The 13349-nt window shown below is 67.2% G+C and carries 14 protein-coding genes; 2 read left to right on the forward strand and 12 right to left on the reverse strand.

Annotated features, from left to right (window positions below; all coding sequences use genetic code 11):
* Window positions 1–42: 42 nt before the first annotated feature.
* The 9 genes from benB to BDI24065_RS20460 form a co-directional block, all read right to left on the reverse strand.
* Window positions 43–531, reverse strand: a complete 489-nt coding sequence (gene benB, locus BDI24065_RS20420; protein WP_175032788.1) for a benzoate 1,2-dioxygenase small subunit — start codon at window positions 529–531, stop codon at window positions 43–45.
* A complete protein-coding gene (locus BDI24065_RS20425; protein WP_175032789.1) occupies window positions 528–1886 on the reverse strand; it encodes a Rieske 2Fe-2S domain-containing protein in 1359 nt (452 codons plus the stop codon). Before BDI24065_RS20425 ends, benB begins: the two co-directional genes overlap by 4 nt.
* Window positions 1887–2000: 114 nt before the next feature.
* Window positions 2001–2945, reverse strand: coding sequence for a catechol 1,2-dioxygenase (catA, locus tag BDI24065_RS20430; RefSeq protein WP_175032790.1), 945 nt, complete (start codon window positions 2943–2945; stop codon window positions 2001–2003).
* A gap of 52 nt (window positions 2946–2997) precedes the next feature.
* Window positions 2998–4134 (reverse strand): muconate/chloromuconate family cycloisomerase, encoded by a 1137-nt coding sequence (locus BDI24065_RS20435; protein WP_175032791.1) that lies wholly within the window; start codon window positions 4132–4134, stop codon window positions 2998–3000.
* 562 nt (window positions 4135–4696) lie between these two features.
* On the reverse strand, window positions 4697–6175 hold the full coding sequence (gene iaaH, locus BDI24065_RS20440; protein ID WP_175032792.1) for an indoleacetamide hydrolase: 1479 nt from the start codon (window positions 6173–6175) through the stop codon (window positions 4697–4699).
* Between the two features lie 100 nt (window positions 6176–6275).
* Complete coding sequence (locus BDI24065_RS20445) at window positions 6276–6989, reverse strand: helix-turn-helix transcriptional regulator (protein ID WP_175032793.1); 714 nt, start codon at window positions 6987–6989, stop codon at window positions 6276–6278.
* 306 nt (window positions 6990–7295) lie between these two features.
* A complete protein-coding gene (locus BDI24065_RS20450; RefSeq protein ID WP_175032794.1) occupies window positions 7296–7733 on the reverse strand; it encodes a hypothetical protein in 438 nt (145 codons plus the stop codon).
* Window positions 7714–7917 carry a hypothetical protein gene (locus BDI24065_RS20455; RefSeq protein WP_175032795.1) on the reverse strand — a complete coding sequence of 68 codons (204 nt, stop codon included), beginning with the start codon at window positions 7915–7917 and terminating at the stop codon, window positions 7714–7716. The genes BDI24065_RS20450 and BDI24065_RS20455 overlap by 20 nt, the downstream gene beginning before the upstream one ends.
* 31 nt (window positions 7918–7948) lie before the next feature.
* The gene (locus tag BDI24065_RS20460; protein WP_175032796.1) at window positions 7949–8851 is read right to left on the reverse strand and encodes a LysR family transcriptional regulator; all 903 of its coding nucleotides are present in this window, start codon (window positions 8849–8851) and stop codon (window positions 7949–7951) included.
* A 184-nt stretch (window positions 8852–9035) separates the two neighbouring features.
* Between BDI24065_RS20460 and BDI24065_RS20465 the strand changes: the two genes are divergently transcribed.
* On the forward strand, window positions 9036–9812 hold the full coding sequence (locus BDI24065_RS20465) for an SDR family NAD(P)-dependent oxidoreductase (RefSeq protein ID WP_175032797.1): 777 nt from the start codon (window positions 9036–9038) through the stop codon (window positions 9810–9812).
* Between the two features lie 61 nt (window positions 9813–9873).
* On the opposite strand, the gene BDI24065_RS20470 is transcribed toward BDI24065_RS20465, so the two are convergent.
* Window positions 9874–11058, reverse strand: a complete 1185-nt coding sequence (locus BDI24065_RS20470) for a sugar transporter (protein ID WP_175032798.1) — start codon at window positions 11056–11058, stop codon at window positions 9874–9876.
* Between the two features lie 204 nt (window positions 11059–11262).
* On the opposite strand from BDI24065_RS20470, the gene BDI24065_RS20475 reads away from it, so the two are divergent.
* Window positions 11263–11937, forward strand: a complete 675-nt coding sequence (locus BDI24065_RS20475) for an HAD family hydrolase (RefSeq protein ID WP_122950589.1) — start codon at window positions 11263–11265, stop codon at window positions 11935–11937.
* A 197-nt stretch (window positions 11938–12134) separates the two neighbouring features.
* Here the strand turns inward: BDI24065_RS20475 and BDI24065_RS20480 are convergent, their stop codons facing one another.
* Window positions 12135–12605, reverse strand: coding sequence for a DUF1269 domain-containing protein (locus tag BDI24065_RS20480; protein WP_175032799.1), 471 nt, complete (start codon window positions 12603–12605; stop codon window positions 12135–12137).
* 45 nt (window positions 12606–12650) lie between these two features.
* Window positions 12651–13289: a MarC family protein gene (locus BDI24065_RS20485; protein ID WP_175032800.1), complete on the reverse strand. Its 639-nt coding sequence runs from the start codon at window positions 13287–13289 to the stop codon at window positions 12651–12653.
* Window positions 13290–13349: the final 60 nt, after the last annotated feature.

Genomic DNA, 13349 nt, shown 5'->3' on the forward strand with positions numbered 1-13349 from the left:
GTCACCTCCACTTCCTTTTCTTTCATGACGAAACAACGGGCGTCAGACGTGATAGACGTCGAGCACCTGCCGGATGTAGTCGTTCTTCAGCACGATCTTCTTGTACGAGATCAGCAGTTCATCGCCCACCTGGCGCAACGTGACGAACATCGTGCCGAAGAAGTGATCGGTCACGCGGTAGCGGTGGTTCAGCGTGTGAAAGTTGTAGCGCACGTCCACCTCGCCGTCGCGCTCGGCCAGCACCTCGACGTTCGTCACGTTGTGGCTGGTGCGCGGCTCGGGCGTCGACGCGCCGCTGCGCTCGGTCTTGATCCGGAACACGCGATCCTCGAGGCCGCCGCGGTCCGGGTAGTACATCAGCGAGATCTGGCTCTGGTGATCCTCGGTCGGCCGATCGTCGTCGTCCCACGCGGGCATCCAGTACGTGACGTCCTCCGTGTAGCAGGTCAGCCACGCGTCCCACTGGCGATCGTCGAGCAGGCGCGCTTCGCGATACAGCGCCGCGCAGACAGTCCGGTAATCGAAGCTCATGCTGCCACCTCCCCGCGTTCCTTCTTCAGCGCATCGCGCATCACATGCACCCAGTGTTCGTGCTGGCACACGAACAGCCCTTCGTCCTCGCTGCGCTCGCCGGAAATGCGCGGGTTCAGCCCCATCTTCTTCGCGTTGTCGTCCGGGCCGTCGACCCACAGCGGCGCGCCGCGCGACAGGTCGTTCCACATCGCCGTGATGCCCGCATAGCCGGCCTGGCATGCGCGGAACTCCTCGAGGTCGTCGGCCGTGCCCATGCCCGTCACGTTGAAGAAATCCTCGTACTGGCGGATCCGGATCGTGCGGTCGGCTTCGCTCTCGCCCTTCGGTGCGAAGCAGAAGATCGTGACTTCGGTCTTGTCGACACCCAGCGGCCGCACCACGCGAATCTGCGTGCTGAACTGGTCCATCAGGAACACGTTCGGGTACACGCACAGGTTGCGGGTCTGGTTGACGATGAAGTCGGCCTGCACGTCGCCGACGCGCGCCTTGATCTCTTCACGGTGCTGATACACCGGCCGCACTTCCGGGTTCATCGTCTGCGTCCACAGCAGGATGTGGCCGTTGTCGAACCCGTACACGCCCGCGACCGACTTGCTCCAGCTGTTCGCGTCGACGGCCTTGGTGCCGTCTTCCTTGCGGCGGCCCATCGTCGCCGCGTAGTTCCAGTGCACGGTGCTGACGTGGTAGCCGTCGCAGCCGTTCTCCATCTGCATCTTCCAGTTGCCTTCGTAGATGTAGGACGAATTGCCGCGCAGCACTTCGAGCCCGTCCGGCGCCTGGTCGACGATCTGGTCGATGATCACGCGCGCTTCGCCGAGGTATTCCTCGAGCGGCAGCACGTCGGCGCTGAGGCTGCCGAACAGGAAGCCGCGATAGTTCGCGAAGCGCGCGACCTTCTTCAGGTCGTGCGAGCCGTGCGTGTTGAACTGCACCGGGTACTCGGTCGTCTTCTCGTCCTTCACCTTCAGCAGCTTGCCGGTGTTCGAGAAGGTCCAGCCGTGGAACGGGCACGTGAAGCTGCCCTTGTTGCCGTGCTTGCGGCGGCACAGCATCGCGCCCTTGTGCGCACAGGCATTGATCACCGCATGCAGCTCGCCGGTCTTGTCGCGCGTGATCACGATCGGCTGGCGGCCGATCCACGTCGTGTAGTAATCGTTGTTGTCCGGGATCTGGCTTTCGTGCGCCAGGTACACCCAGTTGCTCTCGAAGATGTGCTTCATCTCCAGTTCGTACAGCTCGGCGTTCGTGAAGATGTCGCGGCGGCAGCGGAATACGCCGGCCGCCTTGTCGTCCTGCACCGCGGTGGCGAGCAGGTGATCCAGGTCGGTGGCTTGGTCGATCGTGGCGGACATGTTGGCTCCTCCCATGCGCGTGCCGCGTCCTGCAAGCACGCTCGCATCGGTAATCGGTTGAATCTCGCGGGAACCCGGCCGGCGGCGGCGCATCCGCGCCGCGCCGGCGGGCGGTTACGCCGTCGCGGCTGCGCGCAGGCGATGGACGATCTGGTTGTCCTTGCCCTGCACCAGCGGCGTCAGCACGAAGTTGAACTCGATGTCCTGGTACGCATCGGCCTTCATGCCGAGCGCCGTGCCGCCGGTCTTGTCGACCACGGGCGGGATCAGTTCCTCGCGCGTCGCATACGCGAAGTCATCCCAGATCAGCGGATCGCCGTCGATGTTGAATTGCGTCGTCAGCTTGCGGTGGTCGTGGCTATCGACGAAGAAGTGCACGTGCGCCGGACGGTTGCCGTGGCGGCCGAGGCCGTTCAGCAGCTGCTGCGTCGCGCCCTGCGGCGGGCAGCCGTAGCCGACCGGCATCAGCGTGCGGAATTCGTACTTGCCGTCGGCGCCCGTCTTCACTGCGCCACGCAGGTTGAAATCGCTCTGCTTGCCGGTCGGGTCGAAGTGCGAATAGAAGCCGTGCGAGTTCGCGTGCCAGCATTCGACCACCGCGCCCGCGATCGGCTTGCCGTCGAGGCCCGTGACCGTGCCGTGGATCACGAGCGGGCCCGCGCCGTCGTCCGCGTCGAGGTCGATCTTCGACACGCCGTCGCGCACCGGTGCGCCCGCGACATACAGCGGCCCTTCGATCGTGCGCGGCGTGCCGCCGTCGAGGCCGACCGCCTTGTCCGCGGCATCCATCCGGATGTCGAGAAACTTCTCGAGACCGAGGCCGGCCGCGAGCAATGCCGCTTCACCATCCTGGCCGAGCTTGTTCAGGTAGTTGACGCCGGCCCACACTTCGTCGGGCGTGATGTCGAGATCGTCGATCGCCTTGAACAGGTCGCCGAGCAGCCGCAGCACGACCTGCTGCGTGCGCGCGTTGCCGCCGTTCGTGCTGTCCGCGCCCGCGTTCGACGCGGCCTTCAGCAGATCCTGCACTTCCCGGGTATCGAAAACTTTGACGCTCATGATGGTGTCTCCACGTGTATTAGGGGGAATGACGGCCGTTGCCTGGCTCGGGTTATCGCGCGACTTTCGTCAGCCCGTCGCGGGTGAAACGCCTGACCTTGTCCTCGTCGAGTTCGATGCCGAGGCCAGGGCCGTCCGGCACGGTCAGTTCGAAGTCGCTGTAATCGAGCGGCTGCGTCAGGATCTCTTCGGTAATCAGCAGCGGCCCGAACAGCTCGGTGCCCCACTGCAGGTTCGCGAAACTCGCGAACAGGTGCGCGGACGCCACCGTGCTGAACGCGCCTTCGAGCATCGTGCCGCCGTACAGCTCGATGCCGGCCGCATCCGCGATCGCGGCGACGCGCTGCGCGGCGAACAGGCCGCCGCTCTGTTCGATCTTGATCGCGAACACGTCCGCACCGTGATGCTTCGCGATGTCGAACGCGCTATCGGGGCCCTGCAGGATTTCATCGGCCATCAGCGCGACCGGGAAGCGGCGCATCAGGCGCGCCAGCGCCGCGGCCGAGGCCACCGGCTGCTCGACCAGTTCGCAGCCGGCATCGGCCAGCGCCGGAATCGCGCGCGCAGCCTGCGTTTCGCTCCACGCCATGTTCACGTCGACACGCACCGAGGCGCGATCGCCGACGGCCTTCTTGATCTCGGCCACGTGGCGGATATCCGTCTGCGGCGACTTTGCGCCGATCTTCAGCTTGAACACGTTATGCCGGCGCTGGTCGAGCATCCGCTCGGCTTCGGCGATATCGGTGGCCGTGTCGCCCGATGCGAGCGTCCACGCGACCGGCAGGCGGTCGCGGCGGCGGCCGCCGAGCAGTTCGCTCACCGGCACGCCGAGCCGCTTGCCGTGCGCGTCGAGCAGCGCGGTTTCGAGCGCGCTCTTCGCGAAGTGGTTGACCTTCGCGAGCTTGCCGAGGAACGCCATCAGCGTCTGGATGCGCGTCGCGTCCTGGCCGACGATCGCCGGTGCGAGATACGTGTCGATCGCGAGCTTCATCGCCTCGGGACTTTCCGGGCCGTACGCCATGCCGGCGATCGTCGTGCCTTCGCCGAGGCCCGTCACGCCGTCGCTGCAGAACACCTTCACGAGCATCAGTGTCTGGCCGTGCATCGTGGCCACCGACAGCTTGTGCGGGCGGATCGTCGGCAGGTCGACGAGGCGGGTTTCGATGCGTTCGATGGTGACGGAGGACATGGGGGACGCCGTGGGGGTGAAGTTCTTGAGGCGATTTATACGTCTCGGCCGAATCGAGCGTCCAATACTTTTAGGCGGCTTTTTCAATACCTGTCAGGTATTGAAATCCGGGGATATTCGTTAGATAACGCGATTTTCCATACCCTCGATGACAGGCAATACGGCCTGGAAGCCATGCTGGATCGAGGGAAGCGGCCACCCGGGGTGCGGGCGGCCGCAGATGGGTATGGCATCGGCCGCCACGCGCGCAGCGACGCAAAAAAGCGGCCTCGGCGGGCCGCTGTCAGGGTTTTCCTGATGCCTCACCCGGGGGCTCGTGGGCAGTTTCTCGGCATCCGCGGTCGGCGGCCTGCTTCGCGGCCGTTCGTTCGACCGGTTGTCGGCGCAAGCCGATGTGGTGCCGACAGGAATCACGGCGGCGGTGCTTGCGCACCGGGTCGAGCACGTGCGGGGGGCGGCGTCCGGGCAATCCACAGGACGTGCCTGGTCGGCTTCGTCGCCAGCGCCGGCGGCTCTGGCGATTCATTCAGCCGCCGCACCGCCCCGGCGCGGCGGCACAACGTCACGACGTACCGTCGCCGCCCGGGTACCCGCCCAACCTGCCCTCCACCCCATACCCATCGTCCGGCGGCGGCAGCCGCCCGAGCACCCGTTCGACTTCCAGCGCGACCGCGATGAGTTCGAGATCGGTGCCGGCCGCCCCATCCAGTGCGAGGCCGACTGGCAATCCGGCCGCCGTCAGCCCGGCCGGGACGGTCATGCCCGGTACGCCGGCATTGCTGCCCGGTTCGGTATTGCGGATGTAGGTCGAGAACACCGAAGCGGGTTCGCCGTTGAGCATCATCGTGTCGCCCGACGGGATCGGGCACGCGGTGGCGATCGTGGTCGGAAACACCAGCGCATCGGCCCCGCTGTCGGCGAGGCACTGCCGATACGCGGCGCGCGACCGCGTACGCCGGTCCAGCGCCGTGCGGTATGCCGCTTCGCCGATACCGTCGGGGCCGGTGATATGGCGGGCGATCTTCGCGACGTCCGGGCTCCCCACGTTTGCCACGATGTCGTCGACCGACAGGTCGTAGCCGTTCTCGACCAGATACGCGTGCATCGACGACCGGAACTCATACATCGCGATGACGGCCGGCTCGTCGTCGAAGAACCCCGGATAGTCGTTCAGGTCGATGTCGACGCACTCGAATCCCGCCTGCTCCAGCTTCGCCACCGCGGCATTCGCCACCGCGTCGACATCCGGCGCGAGGCCGCGCCAGAACGTCGTGCGCGGGACCGCCAGGCGCACCGGGCGCGTCGCGCTGCGGGTCGGCAGCGACGTCGGTGCGCCGGTGCCGGCGCCGGACAGGATCGCGTCGAGCAGCGCGATGTCCTCGACCGACCGCGCGATCGGGCCGACGGTGTCGCGCGTGCGCGAAATCGGCGCCACGCCGCCCGACGGGTAGCGCCCGACGGTCGGCCGAAGACCGACGGCACCGCACAGCGCCGCCGGAATCCGCACCGAGCCGCCGGTGTCCGTCCCGAGCGCGGCGGGCACCACGCCCGCGCCGACCAGCGCGCCCGAGCCGCTGCTGCTGCCGCCCGGAATCCGGTTGAAGTCGTACGGGTTGCGCACCGCGCCCGTCACGCGGTTGTTGCCCGACACGCCGAATGCCAGCTCGTGCAGGTTGGCCTTGCCCGCGATCAGCGCCCCTTGCGCGAGCAGCCGCGCGACGACCGGCGCATGCTGCGGCGGCACGCGGTTGTGCAGCGCCAGCGTGCCGTTGCCGGTCGGCAGGCACGCGGTGTCGATGTTGTCCTTGATCGCGATCGGCAGGCCCAGCAGCGCGTGCGGGGTGGCTGATGTCGCGAGGTCGCGGTCGCAGCGGGCCGCTTCGGCGAGCAGCCGCGCATCGTCGACGCACGTGAAGCCGTTCAGGTAGCGCCAGCGGGCATGCCGCTCGATCAACGCGTACGCGTATTCGACACAGGAAAACTCCCGGCGCAGGATCGCGCTCCGGGCTTCGGTGAGTGTCAGGGTTCCCAGGGTGGGCATCGTCGTCGTTCCTCGTAACAGGGGATCGTCACAAGGTAGGGTGCGCCGATTTTGACGCCCATCGTCACAATGGATGACCCCGGCCGTCGGCCGCAGCCGGTCACGCCAGCGCGGCCGCCAGGCTCGCGCGGTTCGCGACACCCTTCTTCGCCATCACGCGCCGCAGGTGCGTGCGGACCGTCGACAGCCCGATGCCGAGCGTACGCGCGACGTCCTTGTCGGTATAACCGGCGGCGACGAGCCGCGCGACATCGCTTTCGCGCTCGGTCAGCCCCGCGCACGCGTGACGCCGCCGCAACAGCGCACGCCGGAAAAACGGCTCGATGCCGTTCAGCAGCAACTTGTCGCGCTCGGTGAAATCGGGCCGCCCTTGCGCCCGCCAGATACGCAGGTCGCCGACGTGCGTCGCGCCGTCGAACGCATAGACGTTGATGCCGTGATGCATGCCGTCGCGGCACAGGAAATCCTTGTAGAACTCGGTCTGCTCCAGGTCGCGCCGGCTCACCACCTCGTCGACGCAGGTCGCCACGCGGCGTGCGCACAGTTGCGGCGTGACCGGGTCGATATGCTGGAACCACGCTTCGTACCGGGCGATCTGCAACGGATCGAGGTTGTACGCGAACCCGTTGCGCCACAGGCCGGTTTGTTCGTCGCAATCGAACGACGCGGCGAAATCCGCGCGGATCAGTTGCGTGATCGCGGGCAACACGACCGTCCTCACGTCGACGACCGGCCCCAGCTCTTCCAGACGGGCGACGATGTCGCCGAACAGCCGGAGTTCCTCCGGCGTGATATCGGACACGGAAAGGTTCATGACGGACGGATCCTCGGCAAGCCGGTGGCGAACACCTGCATCGAGCGCTTCGACGGGCGCTTTCGCGACGAAGGCCCGGACGGGCACGGGTTCGGCGCGATGCGCCATGTTACCCGGCCGATCGACGCACCGCGTGTCGCATTCCGGATACGACGCCGGGCGGGCTCATGGTTCGCCCGACCATCCGACACCTGGGCAGTTCACCCCGGCGCACGAGGCAAGGCAGCCGGTATCCCGAGACGAACCACGGCCAGCCAACTGCGACACGACGAGCCGCTACGTCATCGCGCGAACGCGAAGGCCCGCTCAGCGGCCGGCAGCCGCCACCGTTGCCTGCCAGTGCGCGGCCACGCCGGCGTAATCCCTGACCTTGAAGGCGGAACCGTCCTGGACGTGGACCCAGCCGAGCGTGCGCTCGGCGAGCGGCTTGTCGTGGTCGTCCGTCGCGATCTTGACGATTGCGTGCGCACGCACATGCACGAGGCCGTCCGGATAGTCGGACGACGGGTTCGCCAGCGTCACCGTCACGAACGGCCCGAGGTCCTGCAGCAGTCGGGCGGCCGGCGGATTGTCGGCCATCAGCAACGAGCCGCCCTTCACGCGGTCGTCCACGCGAATGGCCGTGCCGCCCGGCCGCCGCTGCGCAGCGGTCGGCTGCGACATCCACAGCACATGATCCGGGTTGAGATAGACCACATCCGGGTCGCCCATCGCGTCGCGGGTTTCAATCCGGGGTATCGGCATGCACAGTCTCCAGTCGAATATCGAGCACCGAATGCCGGTGCGCCGGCACCATGATGATGCCGCAATATGTCGGCTTGCCGCGTGTCTTGTGGCGAATGGCGCGACCACCCTTGGCCGGATGGCCGCGCCCGGGGCGCGTGACAGCTTCGTCAGTGCCGTCAATCGGTGGTTGATGTCGCTTCATGCCGACGCGACCAGCCGCCCTGCCGCACCGGCTACCCTCGCCACGTCGCGTGCGCGAGCTTCGCCACCAGCTCGTCATACACGACCCGGATGCGCCGGGGCATCGGCCCACGCCGCGGCCGATAGACGTGCAGCTTCCACGGCTCGGGCTCGAGGCCGGGCAGCAGCCGCACGAGGCGCCCCTTGTCGACGTACGGCCGGACGAGATACTCCGAGCACTGCCCCAGCCCCACCCCCGCGCACACGGCCTCGATTTCCACCTCGGTATCGTCCGTCAGGTACGCCGGCGACGACGGAACGAACTGGTGCTCCCCCCGAAACATCCACGGCCAGGCCCGCCCGCTCGCGCGGTCGATCAGGCACGTCACCGGCATCGATTCGAGTTCCTTGCGGTTTTTGGGCTCGCCCAGCCGCCTGATCAGCGACGGCGCACCCACGATCCACATCGGCAACGGCCCGACCATCCTCGCGACGAAGCGGTTGTCGCCGATCGCCCCGACGCGCACACCGATGTCGATCTGCTCGTCGACCACCGGCGAAGGCACGTCCGACAGCCTCAGGTCGGGCACGAGCCCCGGATACCGCTGCATGAGATCGCCCAGGATCGGCTGGACGTAACGACGCCCCATGCCCGACGGCGCCGTGATCCGGACGACGCCCACCGGCTCGTCGGCCTGCCCGGTCGCGGGCCCGAACAGCCCGTCGACCGCAGCCAGCGTCGTCTGCACGTCGCGCGCGAACGACTGACCGAACGCGGTGATCCGGATACTCCGGGTCGTCCGGTGAAACAGCGTTTCGCCCAGCATCTCCTCGAGTTCGCGCACCGCACGCGTCACGACCTGCGGCGACACGCCCAGACGCGCTGCCGCCTCGCGGAATGTGGGCGCCGCGGCGGCTGCGGCAAAGATCTTCAGGATGTCGAGTCGGTTGAGCATGGAGAACCCTCCTGGCACGCGCATGCGGCAGCGCCTTTCATTCCCAAAACGGGAATTCTAAATGCGCTATTGTTCCATTTTCTTACGACGAGCGAGCGCCCACAATGCACATCAAGCGTGCATCGCAACCGATTCAACTCAGCCACATGCGCCGCTTTCATCCACCACTCTGGAGAATCTCATCATGAACGCAAGCACGAAACCGGCCCAACTCGACGGCCGCATCGCCGTGGTAACCGGCGCCAGCTCCGGCATTGGCCGCGCATCCGCCATCGAACTCGCGCGTCGCGGCGCAAAGGTCGTCGTCTCCGCGCGGCGCAAGGCCGAACTCGATCAACTGGTCGACGAAATCATCACCGCCGGCGGCGAAGCCCGGGCCTTCGTCGCGGACGTCGCGAACGAAGACGATGTACGCAAGCTGTTCGACTTCACGGTATCGACCTACGGACGCCTCGACATCGCGTTCAACAATGCCGGCACGGAAGGCGTGTTCGCGCCGCTGCTCGAGCAAAATGCCGAGCGGTTCGACATGGTGTTCGAACCGAACGTGCGTGGTGTATTCAATTCGATGAAGTACGCCGCTGAAATCATGCTGCGGCAGGGTTCGGGCAGCATCATCAACAACGCGTCGATGGGCGGGCTGATCGGCTTCGAGAATGCGTCGCTCTATATCGCGAGCAAGCACGCGGTGATCGGGATGACGAAGACCGCGTCGATCGAATGGTTCAAGCGTGGCGTGCGCGTGAACGCACTGTGCCCGGGGCTGATCGATACGCCGTTCCATCATCGCGGCATCTGGCCGTCGGAAGATGCGCGACAGGCGTTCGCCGCATCGACACCGGCAGGACGCTGGGGCTCCGCCGAGGAGATGGCGACGATCGTCGCGTTCCTCGCGTCGGACGATTCCAGCTATGTGTCAGGGCATGCGCTCGTGGCCGATGGCGGTTACTCGGTGGCATGACAGGCGAAGCGCGAGGCCGGGCGGTGGTCGCGTGCGCCGCACGTCGCCACCCCGGCGTCGGCTACGCCACCGCCTGCCTCGCGTGCAGCCGCAGCGCGAGCCACGCGATCCCGACCGCAACCGCGCCGACCACGCCGCCGAACGTGCCGACCCACGGCAGCCCGAAGTCGCTCGCGATATGGTTGCCGATCAGCGCACCGGCGCCGATGCCGACGTTGTACAGCCCGGAGAAGATCGACACCGCCAGGTCGGTCCCCTCCGGCGCCAGTTTCAGCACCCAGGCCTGCATGGCGAGCCCGAAACAGACGATCGCGCCGCCCCAGACCAGCGTATGCACGGACAGCGTGACGATGTTCAGCGCGCACGGGAACAGGATCAGCAGGCATCCCGCCAGCGCGACGATCGACCCGAGCAGGAAGTCGTCGGGACGGTGCGGATAGACGCGGTTGAAGCAGATCGCGGCCGGTATGCCGGCGACGCCGAACAGGATCAGCACATACGTGATCCGGCTGCTGCTCGCGTGGTTGACGCTCTGGACGAACGGCTCGATGTACGTGTACGACGTGAAGTGCGCGGTCACGACCAGCACGGTGATCGCGTACAGCGCCACCAGTGCCGGCTTGCGCAGGAACACGCCGATGCTGCTGAGCGACCCGGCGCCCTGGCTCGGCAGCACCGGCAACGTCGCGCGCAGCAGCAGCAACGCGACACCCGCCGCGCCGGCGATGATCAGGAACGTGACACGCCAGCCGAACGTCTCGCCGACCACGCGCCCGAGCGGAATGCCGGCCACCATCGCGATCGCCGTGCCCATCGCCAGCAGGCTGAGCGCGCGGCTTTTCCGGTCGCTCGGCGCGAGCCGCACGGCCAGCGGCACGGAAATCGACCAGAACACCGCATGCGCGCACGCGATGCCGAGCCGGCCGACCATCAGCACCGCGAAATTCCACGCGACGCCGGTCACGATGTGACTGCCGATGAACACCAGCAACGCCCCCATCAGCAGCTTGCGACGCTCGACATGGCGCGTGGCCAGCGTCAGCGGCAAAGACACGACGGCCACGGCCCACGCGTAGATCGTCAGCATCAGGCCGACGTCAGTCGGCTGCATGTGCAGGCTGTCGCCGATCGCACTGAGCAGCGCGACGGGCACGAATTCGGTGGTATTGAAGATGAAGGCGGTGAGTGCCAGGGTCAGTACGCCCCACCACGAGTGCTTGGAACTGACGGCGTCCGGTGTAGCCATACCTGGAATCGGCGAGACGAGGGTTGGGGGCGCGCGGCGCGGAGAACCCGGCCCGGCGATCGCCGCGATTGTACCAGCGGCATATGACACGGCGCGGTGCGGGATGGCCGCGGGACATGGTCATGACACGGCCGTGCACCGATAATGTGCCGACCGGCTTCTCACGTCCCGTTCGCTCGAACCCCATCGAGCCAGGAGATTCACATGCGCATTGAAACGTCCTTTCTGTTCGATCTCGACGGCACGCTCGTCGACAGCGTCTACCAGCACGTGCTCGCTTGGAAGGAAGCGCTCGATGCCGAGGGCATCGAATTGTCGGTATGGCGCATCCACCGCAAGATCGGCATGAGCGGCGGCCTGTTCCTGAATCAGCTGCTGCGCGAGACGTCGGGCGACCTCGACGCCGAGCGCGTCGAGCGGCTTGCGCGCCTCCATGCGGCCGCGTACCAGCGGCTGCGCGCGCAGGTCCGGCCACTGCCGGGCGCGCGCGAATTGCTGGCCGCGCTGTCGGCGGCGGGCATCCGCTGGGCGATCGCGACCAGCGGGCGGATGGAAACGGCCGCCATCAATCTCGAGGCGCTCGGCGTCGATCCGGCGAAGAACGTGGTGGTCACGCGCGACCAGGTCAAGTATGCCAAGCCCGACCCCGACCTGTTCCTGACGGCCGCCGCGCAACTGAACGTGCCGATCGAACACACGGTCGTGGTCGGCGACAGCATCTGGGACATGCTCGCCGCTGCCCGCTGCCGCTCGCTCGGCGTCGGGCTGCTGTCGGGCGGATACGGCAGCGATGAACTCGAACGCGCGGGGGCGCTACGCGTGTACGACGATCCGGCCGATCTGCTGTGGCATCTCGACGAGATTGCCGCACGGCCCTGAACCCGCCGGTTCGACATCGATCCCGCCGCGCCGCATGCAGGGCTGCACGGAGCCATTGCGGTCGCGGCGATGAACGGGCGCGGCCGCTTGCGTTCGATTCAGGCCCTGCTACGAAGGGTCATGCGCATCGATGCCCGGCCAGCCTGCGATGCGCGGCACAGACCGCTCGGGGGCGCAATTGAAGACGCCCGCGCGCGTCAGCCGGTCGCTGCATCGCCGCCACCGCCGCCGTCACGTGCTTTCGAGATCGCTTCGACGAGCTTCAGTTCGTCGTCGATCGACAGCGTCGTGTCGATCACTTCGCCGCCGAACGGTGCGAGCGCCGGACTCAGCGCGTAGATGTCGAGTTGCGTCGCGGCCAGCCCGAGCGACACGGTGCCGGGGCGCGCCTTGCGCGCGACGCGGTCGATCAGCGCATCGTCCACCGGCTTTTCGCGCCATGCATCGAGCGACGATTCGATGTGCTCGACCACGCTGTCGAGCAGCGACCCGCGCGGCGTGCGACCGGGGTCGATCGCATGCGCGCGCAACTGTCCGTCGGCTGCACACTCGACGATCGCCACGCCCGACAGCGCAACGACATGCCGGTCACGCAACGTATCGAGTTCGGCGAGCGCACGATGGGCGGCCGCGAGGTCGGGATAGGACAACACAATCAGCGTATTCATCAGCCACTCCGTGAAATCAGGCCGCCGCGTCCGGCTGCGCCGCGCTCAATGCGGCAGCCCGAACGCGGCCTTCAGGCTCGCGACGATCATCTGCATCGCGATCGCCGCGAGAATCATCCCCATCAGCCGTTGCGTCACCGCCGTCACGCGCGGCGACAGGTAATGGCCGATCAGCGGTGCGGACAGCAGCGAAACGGCCAGCAACACGAGAAACGCGGCGAGCCCGAGCGCGAACGCGAGTTCCTGCCCGGTCGACAACGCACTGTGCCCGAGCACGATCATCGTCGCGATCGTGCCGGGGCCGACGAGCAGCGGGATCGTCAGCGGATAGATCGCGACGCTCTCGGCCGCGGCCGGGTCGGCACCTTCGCTTTCGCCCGGCGAATGCTGGCGGCTCGGCGCACCGTGCAGCATCGACAACGCGATCAGCAGCACCAGCAGCCCGCCCGCAAGGCGGAAATCGTCGATCGTCAGGCCGAACACATGCAGGATCGCGCCACCCGCGACCGCCGACACGATACAGCCGACCGTCACACCGATCGCCGCCGTCAGCGCGACCTTGCGGCGCACGCCGTCCGCCGCGCCTTCGGTCAGCGACAGGAACACCGGAATGTTCGCGATCGGGTTCATGATCGCGAACAGCGCCGCGAATACCTTGATGGAAAAGGTCAGATCGAAGGCCACAGGTTCGCTCCCGTCTCGCGCGTCGACACGTGCTTCGAATCGCGCGCAGATTCCGCTTCG

Source organism: Burkholderia lata (assembly GCF_902499025.1).
Classification (GTDB): Bacteria; Pseudomonadota; Gammaproteobacteria; order Burkholderiales; family Burkholderiaceae; genus Burkholderia; species Burkholderia lata_C.

Excerpts from the sequence above, each read along its gene's own strand:
- benB (WP_175032788.1), bottom strand. The coding sequence starts at position 531 with ATGAGCTTCGATTACCGGACTGTCTGCGCGGCGCTGTATCGCGAAGCG.
- BDI24065_RS20425 (WP_175032789.1), bottom strand. The coding sequence starts at position 1,886 with ATGTCCGCCACGATCGACCAAGCCACCGACCTGGATCACCTGCTCGCC.
- catA (WP_175032790.1), bottom strand. The coding sequence starts at position 2,945 with ATGAGCGTCAAAGTTTTCGATACCCGGGAAGTGCAGGATCTGCTGAAG.
- BDI24065_RS20435 (WP_175032791.1), bottom strand. The coding sequence starts at position 4,134 with ATGTCCTCCGTCACCATCGAACGCATCGAAACCCGCCTCGTCGACCTG.
- iaaH (WP_175032792.1), bottom strand. The coding sequence starts at position 6,175 with ATGCCCACCCTGGGAACCCTGACACTCACCGAAGCCCGGAGCGCGATC.
- BDI24065_RS20445 (WP_175032793.1), bottom strand. The coding sequence starts at position 6,989 with ATGAACCTTTCCGTGTCCGATATCACGCCGGAGGAACTCCGGCTGTTC.
- BDI24065_RS20450 (WP_175032794.1), bottom strand. The coding sequence starts at position 7,733 with ATGCCGATACCCCGGATTGAAACCCGCGACGCGATGGGCGACCCGGAT.
- BDI24065_RS20455 (WP_175032795.1), bottom strand. The coding sequence starts at position 7,917 with ATGAAGCGACATCAACCACCGATTGACGGCACTGACGAAGCTGTCACG.
- BDI24065_RS20460 (WP_175032796.1), bottom strand. The coding sequence starts at position 8,851 with ATGCTCAACCGACTCGACATCCTGAAGATCTTTGCCGCAGCCGCCGCG.
- BDI24065_RS20465 (WP_175032797.1), top strand. The coding sequence starts at position 9,036 with ATGAACGCAAGCACGAAACCGGCCCAACTCGACGGCCGCATCGCCGTG.
- BDI24065_RS20470 (WP_175032798.1), bottom strand. The coding sequence starts at position 11,058 with ATGGCTACACCGGACGCCGTCAGTTCCAAGCACTCGTGGTGGGGCGTA.
- BDI24065_RS20475 (WP_122950589.1), top strand. The coding sequence starts at position 11,263 with ATGCGCATTGAAACGTCCTTTCTGTTCGATCTCGACGGCACGCTCGTC.
- BDI24065_RS20480 (WP_175032799.1), bottom strand. The coding sequence starts at position 12,605 with ATGAATACGCTGATTGTGTTGTCCTATCCCGACCTCGCGGCCGCCCAT.